The organism is Leeuwenhoekiella nanhaiensis (genome assembly GCF_002744755.1).
GTDB lineage: Bacteria > Bacteroidota > Bacteroidia > Flavobacteriales > Flavobacteriaceae > Leeuwenhoekiella > Leeuwenhoekiella nanhaiensis.
In genome coordinates this window covers 465,289-484,046 of the sequence record NZ_KZ319288.1, presented here as the reverse complement: position 1 = coordinate 484,046, position 18,758 = coordinate 465,289, and the positions used below count along the sequence as shown (strand labels likewise).

Annotated in this window: 16 protein-coding genes; 4 read left to right on the top strand and 12 right to left on the bottom strand. The window is 43.1% G+C overall.

All coding sequences use genetic code 11. The annotated features are described in order from the left end of the window. Window positions 1-44: 44 nt before the first annotated feature. A complete protein-coding gene (locus CJ305_RS05860; RefSeq protein WP_189319395.1) occupies window positions 45-1,565 on the top strand; it encodes a hypothetical protein in 1,521 nt (506 codons plus the stop codon). Window positions 1,566-1,636: 71 nt separating this feature from the next. Here CJ305_RS05860 and CJ305_RS05855 read toward each other — a convergent pair whose 3' ends face one another. The 6 genes from CJ305_RS05855 to thrA form a co-directional block, all read right to left on the bottom strand. Further along, entirely contained in the window at window positions 1,637-2,710 is a 1,074-nt protein-coding gene (locus CJ305_RS05855; protein WP_099645307.1) for a DUF3810 domain-containing protein, read from the bottom strand. Window positions 2,711-2,720: 10 nt separating this feature from the next. Continuing rightward, a complete protein-coding gene (locus CJ305_RS05850) occupies window positions 2,721-3,521 on the bottom strand; it encodes a sugar nucleotide-binding protein (protein ID WP_317043997.1) in 801 nt (266 codons plus the stop codon). A gap of 45 nt (window positions 3,522-3,566) precedes the next feature. After that, the gene (gcvT, locus tag CJ305_RS05845; RefSeq protein ID WP_099645305.1) at window positions 3,567-4,649 is read right to left on the bottom strand and encodes a glycine cleavage system aminomethyltransferase GcvT; all 1,083 of its coding nucleotides are present in this window, start codon (window positions 4,647-4,649) and stop codon (window positions 3,567-3,569) included. A 53-nt stretch (window positions 4,650-4,702) separates the two neighbouring features. Continuing rightward, window positions 4,703-6,001: a threonine synthase gene (gene thrC, locus CJ305_RS05840; protein ID WP_099645304.1), complete on the bottom strand. Its 1,299-nt coding sequence runs from the start codon at window positions 5,999-6,001 to the stop codon at window positions 4,703-4,705. An 85-nt stretch (window positions 6,002-6,086) separates the two neighbouring features. Then, a complete protein-coding gene (locus CJ305_RS05835; protein ID WP_099645303.1) occupies window positions 6,087-7,016 on the bottom strand; it encodes a homoserine kinase in 930 nt (309 codons plus the stop codon). Between the two features lie 97 nt (window positions 7,017-7,113). Beyond that, window positions 7,114-9,552, bottom strand: coding sequence for a bifunctional aspartate kinase/homoserine dehydrogenase I (gene thrA, locus CJ305_RS05830; protein ID WP_099645302.1), 2,439 nt, complete (start codon window positions 9,550-9,552; stop codon window positions 7,114-7,116). Window positions 9,553-9,941: 389 nt separating this feature from the next. Here thrA and CJ305_RS05825 point away from each other — a divergent pair, with 389 nt between their 5' ends. After that, window positions 9,942-11,471 (top strand): NAD(P)H-hydrate dehydratase, encoded by a 1,530-nt coding sequence (locus CJ305_RS05825; protein ID WP_099645301.1) that lies wholly within the window; start codon window positions 9,942-9,944, stop codon window positions 11,469-11,471. A 184-nt stretch (window positions 11,472-11,655) separates the two neighbouring features. Here the strand turns inward: CJ305_RS05825 and CJ305_RS05820 are convergent, their stop codons facing one another. From CJ305_RS05820 to CJ305_RS05795, 6 genes are all read right to left on the bottom strand, one after another. Beyond that, window positions 11,656-12,168: a DUF6787 family protein gene (locus tag CJ305_RS05820; protein ID WP_099645300.1), complete on the bottom strand. Its 513-nt coding sequence runs from the start codon at window positions 12,166-12,168 to the stop codon at window positions 11,656-11,658. Window positions 12,169-12,205: 37 nt separating this feature from the next. Continuing rightward, the gene (locus CJ305_RS05815) at window positions 12,206-12,637 is read right to left on the bottom strand and encodes a DUF6146 family protein (RefSeq protein WP_099645299.1); all 432 of its coding nucleotides are present in this window, start codon (window positions 12,635-12,637) and stop codon (window positions 12,206-12,208) included. A gap of 90 nt (window positions 12,638-12,727) precedes the next feature. Beyond that, on the bottom strand, window positions 12,728-13,363 hold the full coding sequence (locus CJ305_RS05810) for a DUF937 domain-containing protein (protein ID WP_099645298.1): 636 nt from the start codon (window positions 13,361-13,363) through the stop codon (window positions 12,728-12,730). 118 nt (window positions 13,364-13,481) lie between these two features. Beyond that, window positions 13,482-14,435: a D-2-hydroxyacid dehydrogenase gene (locus CJ305_RS05805; protein WP_099645297.1), complete on the bottom strand. Its 954-nt coding sequence runs from the start codon at window positions 14,433-14,435 to the stop codon at window positions 13,482-13,484. A gap of 30 nt (window positions 14,436-14,465) precedes the next feature. Then, complete coding sequence (gene serC / locus CJ305_RS05800; protein ID WP_099645296.1) at window positions 14,466-15,530, bottom strand: 3-phosphoserine/phosphohydroxythreonine transaminase; 1,065 nt, start codon at window positions 15,528-15,530, stop codon at window positions 14,466-14,468. 184 nt (window positions 15,531-15,714) lie between these two features. Continuing rightward, entirely contained in the window at window positions 15,715-16,773 is a 1,059-nt protein-coding gene (locus tag CJ305_RS05795) for an acyl-CoA reductase (protein WP_099645295.1), read from the bottom strand. Window positions 16,774-16,916: 143 nt separating this feature from the next. Between CJ305_RS05795 and CJ305_RS05790 the strand changes: the two genes are divergently transcribed. Then, window positions 16,917-17,267, top strand: a complete 351-nt coding sequence (locus CJ305_RS05790; RefSeq protein ID WP_099645294.1) for a 4Fe-4S dicluster domain-containing protein — start codon at window positions 16,917-16,919, stop codon at window positions 17,265-17,267. A 299-nt stretch (window positions 17,268-17,566) separates the two neighbouring features. Beyond that, complete coding sequence (gene ychF / locus CJ305_RS05785; RefSeq protein ID WP_099645293.1) at window positions 17,567-18,661, top strand: redox-regulated ATPase YchF; 1,095 nt, start codon at window positions 17,567-17,569, stop codon at window positions 18,659-18,661. Window positions 18,662-18,758 lie beyond the last annotated feature (97 nt).

The following is an 18,758-nucleotide window of genomic DNA, read 5'->3' as shown; positions in this document are numbered from 1 at the left end:
AACCAATTATATATTATTAATTAAACACTATTATTATGAAAAAAATGATTTTTACTGTTGGGGCACTTATGTGCGGTGCAATGATTTTTGCACAGTCCAACGTAAGTGACGTCAATCAATCGGGGTCAGGAAACAGCGCTGATGTGAGTCAAGTAGGTACGCTTAACAATTCGGATGTAGATCAATTTGGAACCTCAAATGATGCTGCCGTAGATCAGGAAGGAGCAAATAATACAGCTACAACGTATCAGAACGGAACGAGTCAAAGTTCTGAAATTGACCAATCAGGAGAGCGCAATGCATATCGCACCACTCAACTGGGTTCAGGTAATACATCTACTGCTTCACAAACTGGTAATGACAATTGGGGTGGACCGCCTATAAATACCTGGGGAACACTTCAAAATGGACAAGATAATGAATCAACAACTACTGTAACTGGTAATAACAACGGTACTGCAACATACCAGTTAGGAAATGATAACTCGGCTAGTATTACACAGATAGGTAATGATAACATAGCTACACGTCTAACCTATTTGGATTGGGGTATTCTTCAATTTGGAAATAATAATAATGCAGATATAAATCAAAATGGCGACGCTAACAGAGGTTCAATAGAGCAGCAGGGTAACCAGAACACAGGTTTTTCACAACAATTAGGCAATACCAACTTCTCGGATACTGACCAATTTGGGGATGGGAATTTTTCTGATACTTTCCAGTGGGGTAATTCCAATAGCAGTTCGGTTTTACAAGATGGTAATTCCAATTTTTCTGACGTAGACCAATGGGGAAATAATAACTTGAGTACATCTGCTCAAACAGGGGATGATAATATTCAGTATACCCATCAGGGTGTTTTTGGGGATAGCAATACTTCCGCAACAATACAAACCGGTAACAATAATTTAGCTCACACCGACCAATATGGGAGATTTAGTGGTGGTGCCAGTAACAACAGTCAGTCTACTATTACTCAGGTAGGTGATTTGAACGATGCTTTTACCTTGCAACAAGGTGACTTTAATGGTTCTAATGTTTGGCAATATGGCACTAATAATGATAGCGACGTTCTTCAAACAGGTAATGGTAATTTTTCATATAATTATCAGGGAGCCCCATTTGATGCAATAACAGCATCTAGTGATAACAATACGAGTAGTGTTACACAAACAGGAAATAATAACTGGAATGGTACCGATCAATACACTCCTGTAGGTGACGGGTCTGACTTTAATTCCAGCGCAGTTGTACAGACCGGGGATAGAAACTACAGCTTTACGGCTCAGTTTGATGACAATCACGTATCTACAGTAGATCAAATAGGAGATGACAACAGAAGTGAAGTACGTCAGTCTGGAGATGCAAATAACTCAGATGTAGATCAGACGGGTGATGGTAATACAAGTATCGTTAGCCAAAATGGAATGACCAACGTGAGTACTGTGCTTCAGAATGGTATGATGAATATGAGTACTGTTTCTCAAACTGGAAGTACACATATGAGTATGGTTAATCAAGTTGGTAGCTCTAATACTTCAACTGTAACCCAAAGCAACTAATTCAAAGAGAAAATAAAGAATAGTTTTTTTGATATAGCGGGGATGCCTTTGTGGCGTCCCTGCTTTTTTATTTACGGTAAATCACTTTTACTTTTAAAATAATTGACCAAAAGAGCCACCACATAACTATAACTCTGCATACCTCCGGGCTGATTATTGGCTTTTAAATAACCTCCATAAAATTCAGCCAAAATGGGCTCTAATGGATTCTGATAGGCAAGCCAAAAATCATTCGACTGTCGATAGTTGGCGAGAATTCCAGGGCGTATTTGATTTTTTAAGAGCTCTCCTGCATCGGGATTACGCATATACACATCGCTTAAACAATAGCGCAAAGCGAAAATATACCCGGAGTATTTAAAGTAGGGATCCGGATGGTTTGTTGTGGCCATAACAGCGATAAAATTGGCTTCGTTTTCTTTGGCAAAACCCAATTGATGGGCTTCTTCATGACAACTTACAAGCGGCCAGCGGTGCGCCGGTTGCATACCGTTAACCTGAGCTTCCTGAGTAATAGGGTTGAGGTACCCGCCAAATCCCATATAGGTAAGTGGAAGCCTGAAAAGCGAGTTTTTAATGCTGGTAGGAGCGTAGTTCAGTTTCGGGAAGTTGTCTTCCACAATCGCATAACCTTCCGGGGACTTTTTAAAGATTTCGTGAAGTGAATACCTAAACTCCACCGGCAGGCTGTCAATTTCCTGCAATAGCGCGTGAAGTATATTCGATTCTTTAATCAATCGCTGGGTAAGGCTGATGAGTTCTTCAGTTGTATACTCTTTATCAATCTCAAGTGCCTCGTGTAAAGGCAATCGGTAATAATTCAACCCCCATAAAAGGTGAAAACTGAAATAAATTAGATTGGTAAAAAGCAGGGCTTTGGTCAGGAAATTCAAAAAGGTTCTAAATCGGTTTTTGATCAGCTTATAAACGGAAACAAAGGCGTAAACGATCACAATCGCATACATCACATCTCCAAAAGAAAAAGGAATCCAGCCTAAACTAAATCGGAAAAGCTTTGAGATGTACAGATAAATCCCATTGCTATACCAGGTTTCTACAACTTGTGGAAACCGGGCAATAACCCTTAAAACCAGTATCTGAAAAATCAGTAGAAGAACGTAAAGTACCGGTTTTTTAAATTTCATAAACTAAATTTTAAAATACCTGAGATTCTGCGAGCACCTCTTCATTAGTTATCGCTAGATGCTGCGGCAGTTTGTTGTCTTTGGGTAAAACCGCCAGATACCGGTCAAAGTTTGAAGTATACACCATCTTGTATTGGGGTTTGATATTCAGATTGATTTTGCGCACAATCTCCTGAATAAATTCCTGATGGTGAATAAGGTCATTACTACCCAGGTGAAAAATACCGCTCAGCTTCCGGTTGATTATATAGTGTATTTGTTGCCCCAGCTTTTTGTCTGTTGTAGTGTTCATAATTAAATGCGGAAAAACTTCAATCTGCGCGTGAAGCAACAATGCATTTTTGATTTCGCGAACACGTGGCGAATTGGCCCCAAAAACCATAGGAAGCCTGATAATGGCATATTGAGTTTCGGGCAGAAAGTTTAAAAAGTAATTTTCGCAACGAATTTTAAGCTTTCCGTATTTACTATCAGAAAGGGTTTTATCAAACTCATAGCTGGGATAATTGGTGAAGGCATCAAACACATTTGCCGAAGAAAGGTAAATTACGAAAATCCCGGTGCGTAAAGCAAAATCACACAAATCTTCGTGCGCTTCTACCTGACCCTCAAAATCACCCCGCAACGCGGAAATGACTACCGTGGGACGTACCTGGTTCAACACCTCATAAATACTGTTCTGAGTTACATCAAAGTGTATGAAATGCTGGTTATCTGAATAGATTTTACCGGTATGGTAGGTGCCATAGGTATCGTAGTACCGGTGTAATTCTTTATACAGGGTACCGCCCAGAAAGCCGCTGGCTCCCAGGATGAGGATTCTATGTGATTGCGCCTGTGCGATGTACTTTAAAGATTATCCTTTATAAAAAGGAAGTTTAACCACTTTAGCCGGTATGTTTTTGTTGCGCACTTTTATAAAAATGTCGCTATCCGGCTTGCTGTATGCAATTTTGACGTAACCCAAACCAATTCCTTTCGAAAGGGAAGGGGACATGGTTCCTGAAGTTACAATACCTATGTTGTTGCCTTCTGCATCTACAATTTCATAATCGTGACGGGGAATACCGCGTTCGGTAAGTTCAAAACCTACCAGTTTGCGCTCAGGTCCGTTTTCTTTTTCAGCTTTTAAAGCTTCAGAATTGATAAAATCTTTAGTGAATTTGGTAATCCAGCCCAGACCGGCTTCTATTGGCGAAGTTGTATCATTGATATCGTTTCCGTAAAGGCAATACCCCATTTCTAAACGTAACGTATCACGTGCGGCAAGACCTATGGGTTTAATGCCGAAATCTTTCCCGGCTTCAAATACCTTGTTCCAAAGCTGCTCTGCATACTCGTTATGGCAATAGATTTCAAAACCGCCGCTTCCGGTGTAACCGGTGGCGCTGATGATCACGTGATCGATGCCAGCAAACGGAGCGACTTCAAAATTGTAAAATTTAATGGCTGAAAGATCGGTGTCAGTAAGGGATTGCATCGCCTCAATGGCTTTTGGTCCCTGAATAGCCAGAAGAGAAAAGTTGTCTGAAATATTCTTCAGTTCTACCCCAAAGCTGTTGTGGCTGCTGATCCAACCCCAGTCTTTCTCAATATTGGAAGCATTTACAACCAGCAAATATTCGTTTTCGCGAATGCGATATACAATTAAATCGTCAACAATACCGCCTTCTGCATTAGGCATACAATTATACTGCGCACCACCTACCTGAATCTTAGAAATGTCGTTGCTGCATACTTTTTGAAGCAGATCGAGCGCCTTTTCGCCAATGGCTAAAAACTCACCCATATGTGACACGTCAAAAACCCCGACGCCTTTGCGCACGGTTTCGTGTTCGGCATTTACGCCTTCATAGGAAACCGGCATGTTGTACCCGGCGAACGGAACCATCTTAGCCCCAAGGCTTTCGTGAATTTTGGTAAGTGCAGTTGTCTTCATCTCTGTTTTTTAGGAGCACAAATGTATCAAAACTGCACAGAAAACCGAGTGTTCTAGCTTATTAAAAAGGCCTTAAATTCATCGTAGTTTTTAATTGCGATAGCCTGTTTCTCTTTGTGCATCACGGCTTCAATTTGCGGTGGAATGGCAATCTCCGCATCAATCACGGGGTTGACAACCGGTAGAAACTTAACCGGATGCGCAGTTTCTAAAAAGATTCCGTAAGCATCAGGATGGTCTTTGAGGTAGTTTTTGAGCCCCAAATAACCAACCGCTCCGTGCGGATCTGCGATATAGCCGGTCTCTTTATAAATGGCTTTCATGGCCTCTTTAGTTTCTTCGTCATCATACGAGTACGAAGATAACTTCTGCGAAAGGGCTTCGAGATCGTTGTTAAACAGTTTTTGAATACGGATAAAGTTGGAAGGATCACCCACATCCATCGCGTTGCTTATTGTAGCTACGGAAGGTTTTGGCTTGTACTCTCCGGTTTTCAGGTATTCGGGTACGATGTCGTTGCGGTTTACTGAAGCCACAAAATGCTTAACGGGCATCCCCAGTTTATGGGCTACCATCCCAGCGCAGATGTTTCCAAAATTCCCGCTGGGAACCGAAAATACAAGTTCTTTTCCTTTTGATTTCGCTTGTTTATACGCAAACAGGAAGTAAAACAATTGCGGTAACCAGCGCGCGATATTTATTGAGTTGGCAGAAGTAAGTTTGCGTTTTGAAGTGATTTCTTCATCCAGAAAAGCGGTTTTTACCATGGCCTGGCAATCGTCAAAGACGCCATCTACTTCCAGAGCGGTGATGTTTGCGCCCAGCGTGGTTAACTGCTTTTCCTGGATGTCGCTCACTTTTCCGGTAGGGTAGAGGATCACTACATCCACACCTTCCACATTCAGAAAACCACGGGCAACAGCGCCACCGGTATCGCCACTGGTCGCTACCAAAACGGTAACCGGTTCCTGAGTTTCTTTTTGCGCTGAGAAATACCCCAGACAGCGTGCCATAAAACGGGCACCTACGTCTTTAAATGCCATTGTAGGGCCATGAAACAATTCTAAGGTTGCTACATTTTCTTCCAGTTCTACAACCGGAAACTCAAAAGACAACACATCGGCGATGATGTCTTTCAGGGCTTCGTCAGGAATCGCACCAGCTACAAACTGTCTGATGGCTTCAAAGGCGATTTCGTTATTTGAAAGCTGCTCGATGTTTTCAAAAAAGGAAGCCGGCAAGGGCTTAATTTCTTCAGGAAAGTACAATCCCTTATCAGGGGCGATACCGCGAACCACGGCTTCTTCTAATCCTACATTTGGGGCTTTTCCGTTTAAACTGTAATAGTTCATGATGCTGTATTATTCAGGTTGTTTGGTTGTTGTTTATCGGTTTTCCTACAACTAGGAATTTTTCCGAATCAACAAAATAATGCGATTAGTTTTGTTCTAAAATTCGGTTTCCGTGTTTAGAAACCGGTGAAACATAACTATCGCTTTCCATATTTTTAGTTTTTAGAGCTTCTTTAAGTGCAAGTTCAACATTACCAGCATTTTCCTTTCCTTTGCTTAAGGTAAACATTGAAGGTCCTGAGCCGCTGATTCCAAAAGCTAAACCACCGTTTTTGAGGGCAGTTACCTTATAAAAATCAAAATCGGGAATCAGATTTTTACGGTAGGGTTCTACCAGAAAATCCTGCGTACTGTTCCCGATCAATTCGTAATCGGCTTCGTAAAGTCCGGCGATGAGTCCGGCCAGATTTCCGGTTTGTTTGATCGCATTTTGAAGCGAAACTTCTTTAGGCAAAATCGCCCGGGCTTCTTTGGTCTTGATCGTAATATGCGGGTGAATGATGGTTACATACAATTCTTCGGGCACCGGAAGCGAAACAATTTTAAGCGGTTCATAACCGGTTATCAAGGTAAAGCCACCATAGATACACGGAGCCACATTGTCTGCGTGCTCATTGCCGCTGGCAACCGCTTCGCCTTTCATCCCAAAAGCAGTCAGTTCAAGATTGGTAAGTGGTTTTTCTAAAAATTGATTGATCCCAAAAACAATTCCGGCGGCACTTGCGGCACTGCTGCCCACACCGCTTCCCAATCTGATGTTTTTGTAAATTTCGATTTCAAAACCAAAATCCAGATCTAAAGCTTCGATCATCGCAAGACCGGCGACACCCACAACATTTTCTTTAGCTTCGTAAGGCAAGTCTGCGCCTTCAATCCTAGTGATGGTGATTCCTTTTTGCGGAACTTTTCTTAAAACCATCTCGTCGCCCAGACCGTCCAGCGCAAAACCCAAAACATCAAAACCACAGTTTACATTGGCTACCGTTGCCGGTGAAAAAACACGTATTTCGTTCATTGTTAATTCAAGATTGAAAAATCAAAATTTAAAGTCCGTAGCAATGATTAAGTACTACTAGCAGGACTTCGTACTTCTGATTTTGTTTTTTCCGATTTTAATAAGTAGCTGTTCTGATGATGTCTGCAAACAAACCTGATGCGGTAACGTCGCCACCGGCACCTGCACCTTTGATCTGCATAGGTTGCTCGGGATAGCGGTCTGTAAAGAACAATACGATGTTGTCAGACCCTTTCAGATCGTAGAACGGATGTCCTTCAGGAACACTTTGTAAACCAACGCTGGCTTTGCCATTATCAAGCTGTGCCACATATTTCAGGCGGTGGTTTTTGGCTTCGGCATCGGCAACCAGTTTTTCAAAATGCGTGGCATCTTCCTTAAGCGTTTCAAAGAAATGCGGAACATCGGTACTGTTTAGGTTTTTTTCAGTTAAGAAAGGTTCGTTGGCAATATCTTCCAGATTTATTTTGAGTCCGCTCTCGCGTGCAAGGATCAAAATCTTTCGGGCAACGTCCACACCGCTCAGGTCGATACGCGGATCGGGTTCGGTATATCCTTCCGCTTTTGCAGCCTGAACCACATCGTGAAAGCTTTCGCCCGACTTAAAGTTGTTGAACACAAAATTCAAACTACCGGACAACACCGCCTGAATGCGATTGACGCGGTCACCCGAAGCGATCAGGTTATTTAGCGTGTCAATAATGGGTAAACCGGCACCCACGTTGGTTTCAAACAGCAGCGGAGCGTTATACGCCTTGCTCAGACGCTTGAGTTCGCTGTACTTGCTGAATTCAGACGAGGCAGCGATCTTGTTGCAGGCCACCACAGCGACACTTTGTTTCAGGTATTTGCCGTACATATCGGCCACATCTGCGTTTGCGGTGATGTCTACAAAAATACTGTTACGCTGATTCTGGTTAACCACAGCTTCGTGAAAACCATCTAAAGTCGCAGGTTCTCCCGCCTCCAGTAGGGCTTTCCAGTTGTCCAGGTCGATTCCGTTTTCATCAACAAGCATTTTTCGGGAGTTGCTAAGCCCCAGCACGCGCATATTGATGTTAAGGTGTTTCTTTAAATACTCCTGTTGCTGGTTGATCTGGTTGAGCAATTTTTCGCCCACATTACCCACACCGGTGATAAACAGGTTAAGCTGCTTGCGCTGTGCCTCAAAGAAACGCTCGTGAAGGCTGTTTAGAGCCTTTTTAACGTCTTTTTGCGCGATAACCGCAGAGATGTTCTTTTCACTTGCTCCCTGCGCGATAGCGCGTATGTTTACGTTGTTTTTGCCCAGGGTACTAAACATCTTCCCGCTGATGCCCTGATGACTTTTCATCTGGTCACCCACCAATGCGATGATGCTCAAACCGATTTCCAGGCTTAAAGGATCAATTTTATTGAGTGAAATCTCATACTGAAACTCCTCGTCAATGGCATTTTTGGCTTTCCCGGCGTCTTCTTCCATGACGCCCAGACAAATGCTGTGCTCGCTCGAGGCCTGTGTGATCAGGATGATGTTGATGCCCTGATTGCTCAAGGTTTCAAACAAACGCTTGCTGATTCCGGGTATGCCTACCATTCCGCCGCCTTCAAGCGTAAGCAAGGCGATGTTGTTGATATTGCTGAGCCCTTTTATGGGGTTGTCGCTGAAGCCTTCCTTGTTGTGGATTAAAGTTCCGGCATCTTCAGGAGCCATAGTATTTTTAATGCGAATGGGAATGTTTTTACTCATTACCGGCACAATAGTGGGCGGGTAGAGTACTTTGGCCCCAAAATGCGACAATTCCATCGCCTCGTGATACGAAATGCTTTCGATGGGTTTGGCCTGTTTTACCAGTTTTGGGTTTGCGGTGTACATGCCGCTAACGTCGGTGTAGATTTCTACCTGATCTACGTCAAGTGCAGCAGCAACAATGGCTGCAGTAAAGTCAGAACCTCCACGGCCTAGGGTAGTGGTCTCACCGCTGGCCGAACTTGCAATAAACCCCGGTAATACGGTGATTTGCTGTTTCGCTTTTGCGAAATAGTATTCCAGCTGACTGTTAGTCACTTTGTAGTTAACACCGGCTTTGGTGTGCTTGTCGTTTGTGGTGATCAAATCGCGGCTGTCTTTACGGGCAGCATCCAGACCCTGCGCATACATAGCGCGGGCAATGATCGATGATGAAAGAATTTCGCCGTAGGCTAAAAGTTTATCTACCGTTTTGGGAGATAATTCGTTTATCAGGTAAATCCCGTTCAATAAAGAGTTCAGGTCGTTGAGAAGTCCCTGTGTTTCTTCAACAGCTTCGGTGTCGTTGGGAACGAGTTCGCTTACAAACTGAAGATGTTTGGCTTCAAGTTCTTTAAAAACCGGATTATAATTTTCTTTTTTAGCTGCCTGCAGGCCGCATTGCATAAGCATATCGGTTACGCCGCCTACTGCAGACACAACCACACAGATGCGGTCGTTTTTAGCTTCCTCCGAAACGATTTTTATGACTTGATTGATGTTTGCGACGCTTCCTACAGAAGTACCGCCAAATTTTAAAACACGCATGGCTTTTGTGTTTGAAAGGTTTTAAAAATGAGTTTTTTTCGTGTAAACACGAGCAGTTGAGAAGGTTATATGTTATTACGATACCCCAAAGGGGTAATAATAATGAAAGCAATCGCAAGACCGGTGGCCGCGATGTTAGAAGTAAACGTTGTGTTAATTGCTTTCATAAGTGCTTAACTGTTGGTTTCAAAAGTATTATTTTTACGGGTAAGCACAAGCTTAAACTGTCATTTTTAGGGATTTTACAAGGATATCCATTTAAACCGAATAATCCGTAATTAAATGCAGACTTGCCGCTTATCCTTACGAAATTTTTAATCCGTCACACTTTTCTATAAATTCCGAATCAGGTGGTTAATAGATTAGCTGTTCCTAATAAAATCTTATAAATGAAAATACTGAGTAAAGATCAGGTTTATGAAGCCGATAAAGCAACTATAGAAGCCGAAGCAATCCCGTCAATTAACTTGATGGAACGCGCAGGTGGCTATGCTTTTGAATATTTGCACCAGCGTTTGCAGGGTCAGCCGGTTAACATCAAGATCTTTTGCGGAATAGGAAATAACGGGGGAGATGGTCTCGTCATTGCCCGTAACCTCATTGAACATAACTACAGCGTTACGACTTACGTGGTCAATTACAGCGACAAGCGCAGCAAAGATTTTTTGCAGGCGCTGGAAGCTTTAAAAGGAAAGACTAAAAACTGGCCGCAGGTTCTCAAATCTGCCGATGATTTCCCCGAAATCGCTCGTGAAGATCTGATTGTGGATTGTGTTTTTGGGATTGGTCTTAACCGTCCCGCAGACGACTGGGTGCAGGAGTTGTTTCAGAAAATAAATACCAGCGGTGCTTATGTGTTGTCTGTTGATGTGCCTTCCGGGATGGCAGTAGATCGGCAGTTTCCCGAAGATACAATGGTACATCCCACAGTGGTGCTCAGCTTTCAGACACCCAAGCTTGCGTTTTTTCTTCCGCAAAGCGGAAAATACATCAATAACTGGGATGTGCTCGATATTGGTTTAGACCGAAATTACCTCAATTCGGTAAAGACCAAAGCCCAATTGATCGATAAAACCGAAGCCCGCCAAATGTACCGACCGCGGCAGAAATTCAGCCATAAGGGGACTTACGGTCACGCACTCATCGTCGCCGGAAGCTATGGCAAAATGGGAGCAGCTGTCCTGAGCAGTAAAGCCTGCCTGCACGCCGGTGCCGGCCTCACCACGGCTTATACCACGCGCCAGGGCTTACCCATTTTACAAACTGCACTGCCTGAAGTGATGGTCGTTACCGATCGTCACGACGGCACTTATTTAGAAGAGCTGAAGTTTGATCTGGAGCCTGATGTGATTGGTATTGGTCCCGGTTTGGGAACTGAGAAAGCCACGCAAGAGGCGTTCAAAGCCTTTTTAAAGTCGAATAAAACGCCTCTGGTTGTTGATGCTGACGGCCTGAATATGCTGGCAAAAGATCGTGATTTGCTGAAGTTACTGCCAAAATATTCTGTTTTAACTCCGCATCCTAAAGAACTGGAGCGCCTGATTGGGGAGTGGAACGATGATTTTGAAAAACTGGAGAAGGCCGAAGCTTTTTCTGCGGAATACAATTGTGTTTTGGTGTGTAAAGACGCGCATACCATCGTGGTTTTTGAGGGTAACTATTACGTGAACAACACAGGCAATCCCGGGATGGCAACTGGTGGAAGTGGCGACGTACTTACCGGCGTAATCACCGGACTCATCGCTCAGGGATACGACCCGCTTACCGCGGCTATTTTTGGCACCTACTTACACGGTAAAGCAGGAGATCTTGCTGTAAATCATACTGCCTACGAAGCACTAACCGCTGGAACAATTGTTGAATTCCTTGGAGCAGCAGTGCTTGATTTGTTTGAGCAACCCGAGCAGGGGAAGAAGTGAGAAGTAAGAGATTTATTGTGAAATACAGTGGGCAGTAGCAGTGGGCAGGTTTGAAATACGAAGTACGAAATTAGAAATACAAAGCAAAATGTACTATAAGCTTAAAACGGTAAACAGAAAACCGCAAACCACAAACCGCAATCTGAAAATAGCAACACCAGAATAATAAATAAGAAATCTTCAATCACTTAAAAAGAAACCCAAGGCCCATACGGCTGAGCATTTTCTTTTCAAACTGGTAGAAGAATTTGTATTGCCCAAAAATCCACGCTACGATGAGCAGGAGTATTTGATAGAGCGGAAAAATCAATAAAATACGCAGAGGCCAGTAGAGCCAACCCGAAATAGCATCACTCCCCAATCCTAAGAACTGCATTACGGGGCTTGAAATGCGGCCTGCAGTGCTTCCGGTTATGGCAAATACCATGAAAACAGCTATAAACTGCCAGCGGTATTCTAAAATCCAGCGGTTTTTCAGTTTTCTAAAACAAAAAAGACTGATTACAATAAAGATATAGGTTAGGATCAAGGTAACAGCGGCCAGAAAAATGCCTTGCTGAACGGGTTTGCCAACCAAAAAGCCGTCAAAACGCGTGGCGATCAGTAAACCAAAGCCTAAAGCTAGCAAGATGCCCAGCGCAGGATAAATGAGTTGCCAGTTTTGGGTAATCTCCCAGTTTTCTTTGAATTTTTTCACGCGGCAAATATACTATTCTGTCTTTGAATAGCCTTGCCTAAATGCGTGTGGGAACTCCAAACCGCTGATTGTATTGCCGGCTGAAATACACAAAGTAATTGTAGAGTTTATAATTTACTTCATACCCATAGTCAATCTGGCTGTTGTAGTCAATTTGCTGCGGATAGAGGTTCGGGTCAAAGCGGAAAGGCTGCTGTACCCGCTGGTTATATTCTGTAACGAGGAACTGGTTTTTGTTCTCCAGATAGGATTGCGAATAATAGCCTTCCGGCCGTGCAATGGAGTTGAGAAAGGTGTTGAAACCGGGCTCTATAATAATGATTTCATACTCTAAACTGTCGTTGGCAATACGCACGGTATCGTTAGCAGTTGCCACAGGGTCTGAAGAGCCCATTTGTTTATCATTTTGGGTACTGGCACAGCCGTACACAAATGCTGCTACTACAAGGAAGTATATAAAGGTTCTCATTTCTTTTTCTTTTAAAAGTACAAAAATTGGATTTAAAGTCTAGGCATAAAAAAAGCCGCTACTGGAGCGGCTTCTGATAATTCAGATTTTTTATTTACCGAAAAGTCCGCCCAGCATACCGCCCAGGCCGCCTTTCTTTTTATTAGACCCCAATACCATATCGGCTACATCATCCTGTACACTGCCATCGCCGTCAGCATCTATGAGTTTTTCAATAAGGCTTTGGTTTTCGCGGGGCTGACCTCCCAGCATACTGCCCAGAATCCCAGTAAGACCGTCTGAGTCGTTTACATTATTCTGTTTGGTCTGTTTACCGATTATTCCCAGAAGCACCGGAGCTGCAATCTTCAAAATTTGAGCTACTGTGCCGGCATCTAATCCGGTTTTTTGACTTAGAGTATTTTCTACAACGGGTTGTTTTCCGCCTAAAACGTGACCTAAAATTCCGGCTCCGTCCTGCATCACCTCCCGGTCTACACTTCCGCCGCCTAAAATACTACCCAGATTGTCCAGAATACTGCCATCGTGTTTTTTACTGAGCGCACCCATAAGTCCGGAAGCGCCCTCCTGAGTAGAGGCATTTTTTTTCATGGCACCCAGTAATACAGGCAGGGCCATGCTTAGTACGTCTGCTGTTTTACTTTCGGAAGCGCCGGTTTCTGCGCTTGCTCCACTGATAAGCTTTTTACCCAGATCGCTGTTTAATAAATCTAATAATCCTGACATGTTTTCGATTGGTTTTAGTTTCTGTTTTAAAGATACTTATAATCGTTAAAAAATTAACAGATGCGCATAAAAAAAGCCGAATAAAACTATTCGGCTTTTTGTTTTTATATGTTGTGAACTAGTCTTTTAAGATCGAAGCGATCTGTTCAGCAAGCTCGGTACCAATGCGATCCTGAGCTTCGTTTGTCGCGGCACCAATGTGCGGAGATAACGAAATTTTAGGATGCATCAGAATTCTAATTTCAGGTTTGGGTTCGCTTTCAAATACATCTAAAGCAGCAAAGGCCAGTTTACCGCTGTCTAATGCATCGATGAGTGCAATCTCATCAACCACACCACCACGGGCTGCATTTACCAGACCGGCGCCGTCTTTCATCAGTTCCAATTCGGCTTTGCCAATCACATATTCCTTTTGTGCAGGAACGTGAAGGGTGATAAAGTCAGCTTCCTTAAGAACGTCTTCTTTCGATTTGCTCTCAAATTTAAAAGTCACTTCCTGTCCGTCGAAGAAATCAAGTTTTACTTCGGCTTTTTCCATATACGGGTCAGAATAAATCACCTTCATTCCGGCACCTAAGGCCACCTTGGCAGTCGCCTGACCAATTCGGCCAAAACCAATAACACCTAAAGTCTTTCCGCGAAGCTCAACACCGTTTGCATACGCTTTTTTAAGTTCACCAAACTTAGACTCACCCTCTAAAGGCATGTTGCGGTTAGAATCGTATAGGAAACGTACCCCACCGTACAAGTGAGCAAAAACAAGTTCGGCTACAGAAGCTGAAGAAGAGGCAGGCGTATTGATCACGCTCAATCCTTTGTCTTTAGCGTATTGTACGTCAATATTATCCATACCAACACCACCACGACCTATTAACTTCAGGCTTGGGCAGGCATCGATAAGATCTTTACGCACTTTGGTAGCGCTACGCACCAGCAGCGCGTCTACGTTATGCTCGTTGATATAGTTTTCCAGCTGCTCCTGAGCAACTTTTGTGGTGATCACTTCAAAACCGGCTGCTTCCAGAGCATCTACGCCAGATTGAGAAATCCCATCATTTGCTAAAACTTTCATGTTTTTATTTTGAAATTTAATAGTTGGTTTTTAGGCTTTGCGCTCTAATTCGCTCATCACATCTACCAGAACACCTACACTCTTAAGGGGAAGCGCGTTGTACATCGAAGCGCGGTAACCCCCTACACTACGGTGACCGTTAACACCACTAATGCCGGCTTCTTTTACCATCGCGTCAAAGGTTTCCTTCAGGTTGTCTTCAGAAAGATTAAAGGTTGCGTTCATTATAGAACGGTCCTCTTTAGCTGCAAAACCGGTAAACAACGGATTCAGATCAATTTCGGAATAGATAAGCGTTGCTTTTTTCTCGTTTTCTTCTTCGATAGCGCTGATACCACCTTTGCTCTTTAACCAACGCATAGTTAGTAAAGACGTGTAAACGGCAAAAACCGGAGGCGTGTTGTACATGCTTCCTTTAGAAACGTGCTGCGCATAATCAAGCATATTGGGGATCTGGCGGGTTACTTTACCCAAAAGATCTTCCTTGATCACAACTAATGTAGTACCTGCAGGCCCCATATTTTTCTGAGCCCCGGCGTAAATGATTCCGAATTTTGAAAAGTCGATGTTGCGTGAGAAAATATCACTACTCATATCGGCTATCAAAGGAACATCTGTCTGTGGAATTTCTTTCAGTTGGGTACCAAAAATGGTGTTGTTAGTCGTTACGTGCAGATAATCTAAATCTGAAGGAACGCTGTAGTTTTTAGGAATGTAGTTGAAGTTTTTGTCTTTTGAACTCGCTACTTCTACCACTTCGCCAAAAAGCTTAGCTTCTTTAATGGCTTTATCACTCCAGGTACCTGTGTTCAGGTAACCGGCTTTATTTTCCAGAAGATTGTAGGCAGCCATAACAAACTGCATACTTGCACCTCCCTGTAAGAAAAGCGCTTTATAACCTTTACCTTCAAGACCCATAAGCTCAAGAGCGAGTTCGCGGGCTTCTTCCATCACATCCACAAAGTCTTTGCTGCGGTGTGAGATTTCCAAAAGGGAAAGATTAAGGTTGTTAAAATTTAATACGGCGTCAGAGGCCTGCTTCAGAACTTCCTGTGGAAGTATACTTGGGCCGGCACTGAAATTATGTTTTTTCATGGGTTGAATATTTGGTCTGATCCAATTAGTTTTCAGGTCGAAAAATTACGGCTTTTCGCACACAATGCGTGAGAATTTCAAGGGAATCTCTGCAAACGCAACTGCGTTTTAAAAAGCCATGCAAAGATGTGGAAAAGCTTGTCAAAAGAGCTTAAGAAATCAATAAATTATGTAGGTAATTCAATTATATTTTTAATAAAAATGCAACGGTATCCACACCGTCTGCATAATCGTGAAGTTTGGGTTTTTGAGCCTGCCCAAAAGCAATTTCGCCGGCATCAAAACCGGAAGCCACAACGCACTGTATTTCTTCGGATTTGGCATTTAAATGTGCTCTGAGCGCATCTTCTGATTCGTAGTATCCATAAAAGATTACGGAGATGGGAGAAGAGAAATTTTCATCTTCCTTCAAAACCATAAACTCATTGTCCAGAATAGGGAAGAGGCTCATTAAATACACCGCTTTATTGTAATCGTAATTGTTGGCGTATTTGTGATGTTGTATTACTTCTCTATGCTCATACATCGCTTTAAAGAAGGCATCGAAGTTATACGCTTTTGGCACAAACAGTTTGGAAACACTGCGACATCCCATTCCAAAATACGTGAAAATGTCATTCCCCAAGGCTACCAGCTGCTCGTGAGTCTCATTACCGGTAAGCACGGCTACGGCGTTTCGGTTTTTGCGGATGATGTGGGGCTTGTCTTTAAAGTAATATTCAAAATAGCGAGCAGAGTTGTTACTTCCGGTGGCGATAACCGCGTCGTAATCGGTGAGTTTTTTATCGGTAAAGCGTATTGCTTCGGCAAAGCCCGGCTCAAGCTGAATTAAGACTTTCGCCAGAAATGGCATCAGCAGCTTATCGTCGCTTGAAAGTTTGGCTAAAATGTGATGTCCGCTCAGCAAGACGCTCACAAAATCATGAAAACCCACCAAGGGCAGATTACCGGCCATAATTACGGCAACAGTTTTGGGATTTTGGGTATTTATAGCATAAGGCTCGAGCCAGTTCTTCAGGTTTTTCTGCTTTAATGCATCTGCCCAGGAATGTAAGGCGAGATTTATATGCTCTGGCGTAAACCAGGAATTTGCGCGGTAAGCCGCATCAATTACCGCCTCCAATTCTTCGGTCAACAGGTTGTAATCTGCTAAGTTGAGCCCTGTTTTTTCGTCCTTTGACAGAAAACTAGTTAAAAATTGTCCGAGGTTTGCGAATGCGGTAATTCTTTGTTTTAAATCCATAAATGGTTTGGTAGAGTTCTACTCAGGTCTTAATTTTACACACCGAAAAAAGGCTAAAGCCTATTTATTAGGTAGGATTAAGAAAAATCCTTTTCAAGAGTGCCTTCAGGCGCCAAAATTACACATTAGAAAACGATTATACTATGGCAATTATAATAACAGACGAATGCATCAACTGCGGAGCTTGTGAGCCGGAATGCCCAAACACCGCTATTTATGAAGGAGCAGATGACTGGCGTTATGCAGATGGGACTGATCTGAAAGGCAAAGTTGTATTGCCTAACGGAAAAGAAGTCGATGCAGAAGAAGCTCAGGAGCCTATAAGTGATGAGGTGTACTATATCGCACCAGATAAGTGTACCGAATGTATGGGCTTCCACGAAGAGCCTCAGTGCGCGGCGGTTTGCCCGGTAGATTGCTGTGTGCCTGATGAAGATCATGTGGAGACCGAAGAAGAGTTGCTGGGCAAACAAGCTTTTATGCACCACAACTAGAAGGTATTCAAAAAATATATCGAAAACCCGGTTTTATCGGGTTTTTTTATGCCTGAAGGCACAGCAAAATCTAAAGGATTAAGCAGAGTTCGTATATGTAACACCAGGTATAGTATCTTCTGACTGAAAGGAAAGAGTTGAGAGCGATTTATAGGGATGTTTTAAACCATAACCTGAAATACCGAAATCTTCGAATAGCTTGCTCAAAATCCAACTCCAAACCTCTTAAAACACTTATTAATTAATAGGGCTGAGTTTTAACGAAGCTTCCTATATTTGCGCCTCAAAAATCGAGCGACATGAAAGCAGGTATCGTAGGATTGCCTAACGTAGGTAAATCAACACTTTTTAATTGTTTGTCTAATGCCAAAGCGCAGAGTGCAAACTTTCCGTTTTGTACCATTGAGCCTAACGTAGGGGTGGTAAATGTGCCTGATCCTCGTTTGTCTAAGCTTGAAGATCTGGTAAAACCCGAGCGTGTGGTTCCGGCCACGGTAGAGATCGTAGATATTGCCGGTCTTGTAAAAGGAGCGAGCAAGGGAGAAGGTCTGGGAAACCAGTTTTTGGCTAACATACGCGAGACCGATGCTATCCTGCACGTATTGCGTTGCTTTGATAACGACAATATTGTTCACGTGGATGGAAAGGTAAATCCCATTCGCGATAAAGAAACCATCGATATCGAGCTGCAGCTCAAAGACCTGGAAACCGTAGAGAAAAAGCTTGAAAAAGTTAAGAAAGCTTCCCGAACCGGAAATAAAGATGCCCAGAAAGAAGAAGCCGTTCTTACCCAAATTAAGCAGGGTCTGGAGCAGGGAAAATCCATTCGCGCGCTGGAGTTTTCAGATGATGATTACACAGATTTCGTAAAGCCCTTGCAGTTTATCACAGATAAGCCGGTGATGTACGTGTGTAATGTAGATGAAGGTTCGGCCGTAAGCGGAAACGCTTATGTAGAGCAGGTACGCGAAGCGGTTAAGGAAGAAAATGCTGAAGTTTTAGTACTTGCGGTGGGTACTGAAGCAGATATCAACGAATTAGATGATTTCGAAGAGCGCCAGATGTTTTTACAGGATATCGGTCTTGAGGAGCCGGGTTCGGCAAAGCTCATTCGTGCCGCTTATAAATTACTAAAGCAACAAACTTATTTCACCGCAGGTGTCAAAGAAGTGCGGGCCTGGACCATCAACATCGGTTCTACCGCGCCACAGGCAGCCGGAGTGATTCATACCGATTTTGAAAAGGGATTCATTCGTGCCGAAGTAATTGGCTATGAAGATTACGTAAAATACGGTAGCGAAGCCAAAGTAAAGGAAGCCGGTAAAATGGGCGTTGAAGGAAAGAATTACATTGTAAAGGACGGCGATGTAATGCACTTCCTGTTTAATGTATAATTCAGTTTGCAGACTGCAGTCGCAGTTGGCAGTATACTGAAATTGATAAAAATTGAAGAATCCCTTTGGTAGCAATGCCGGAGGGATTTTTTTATGT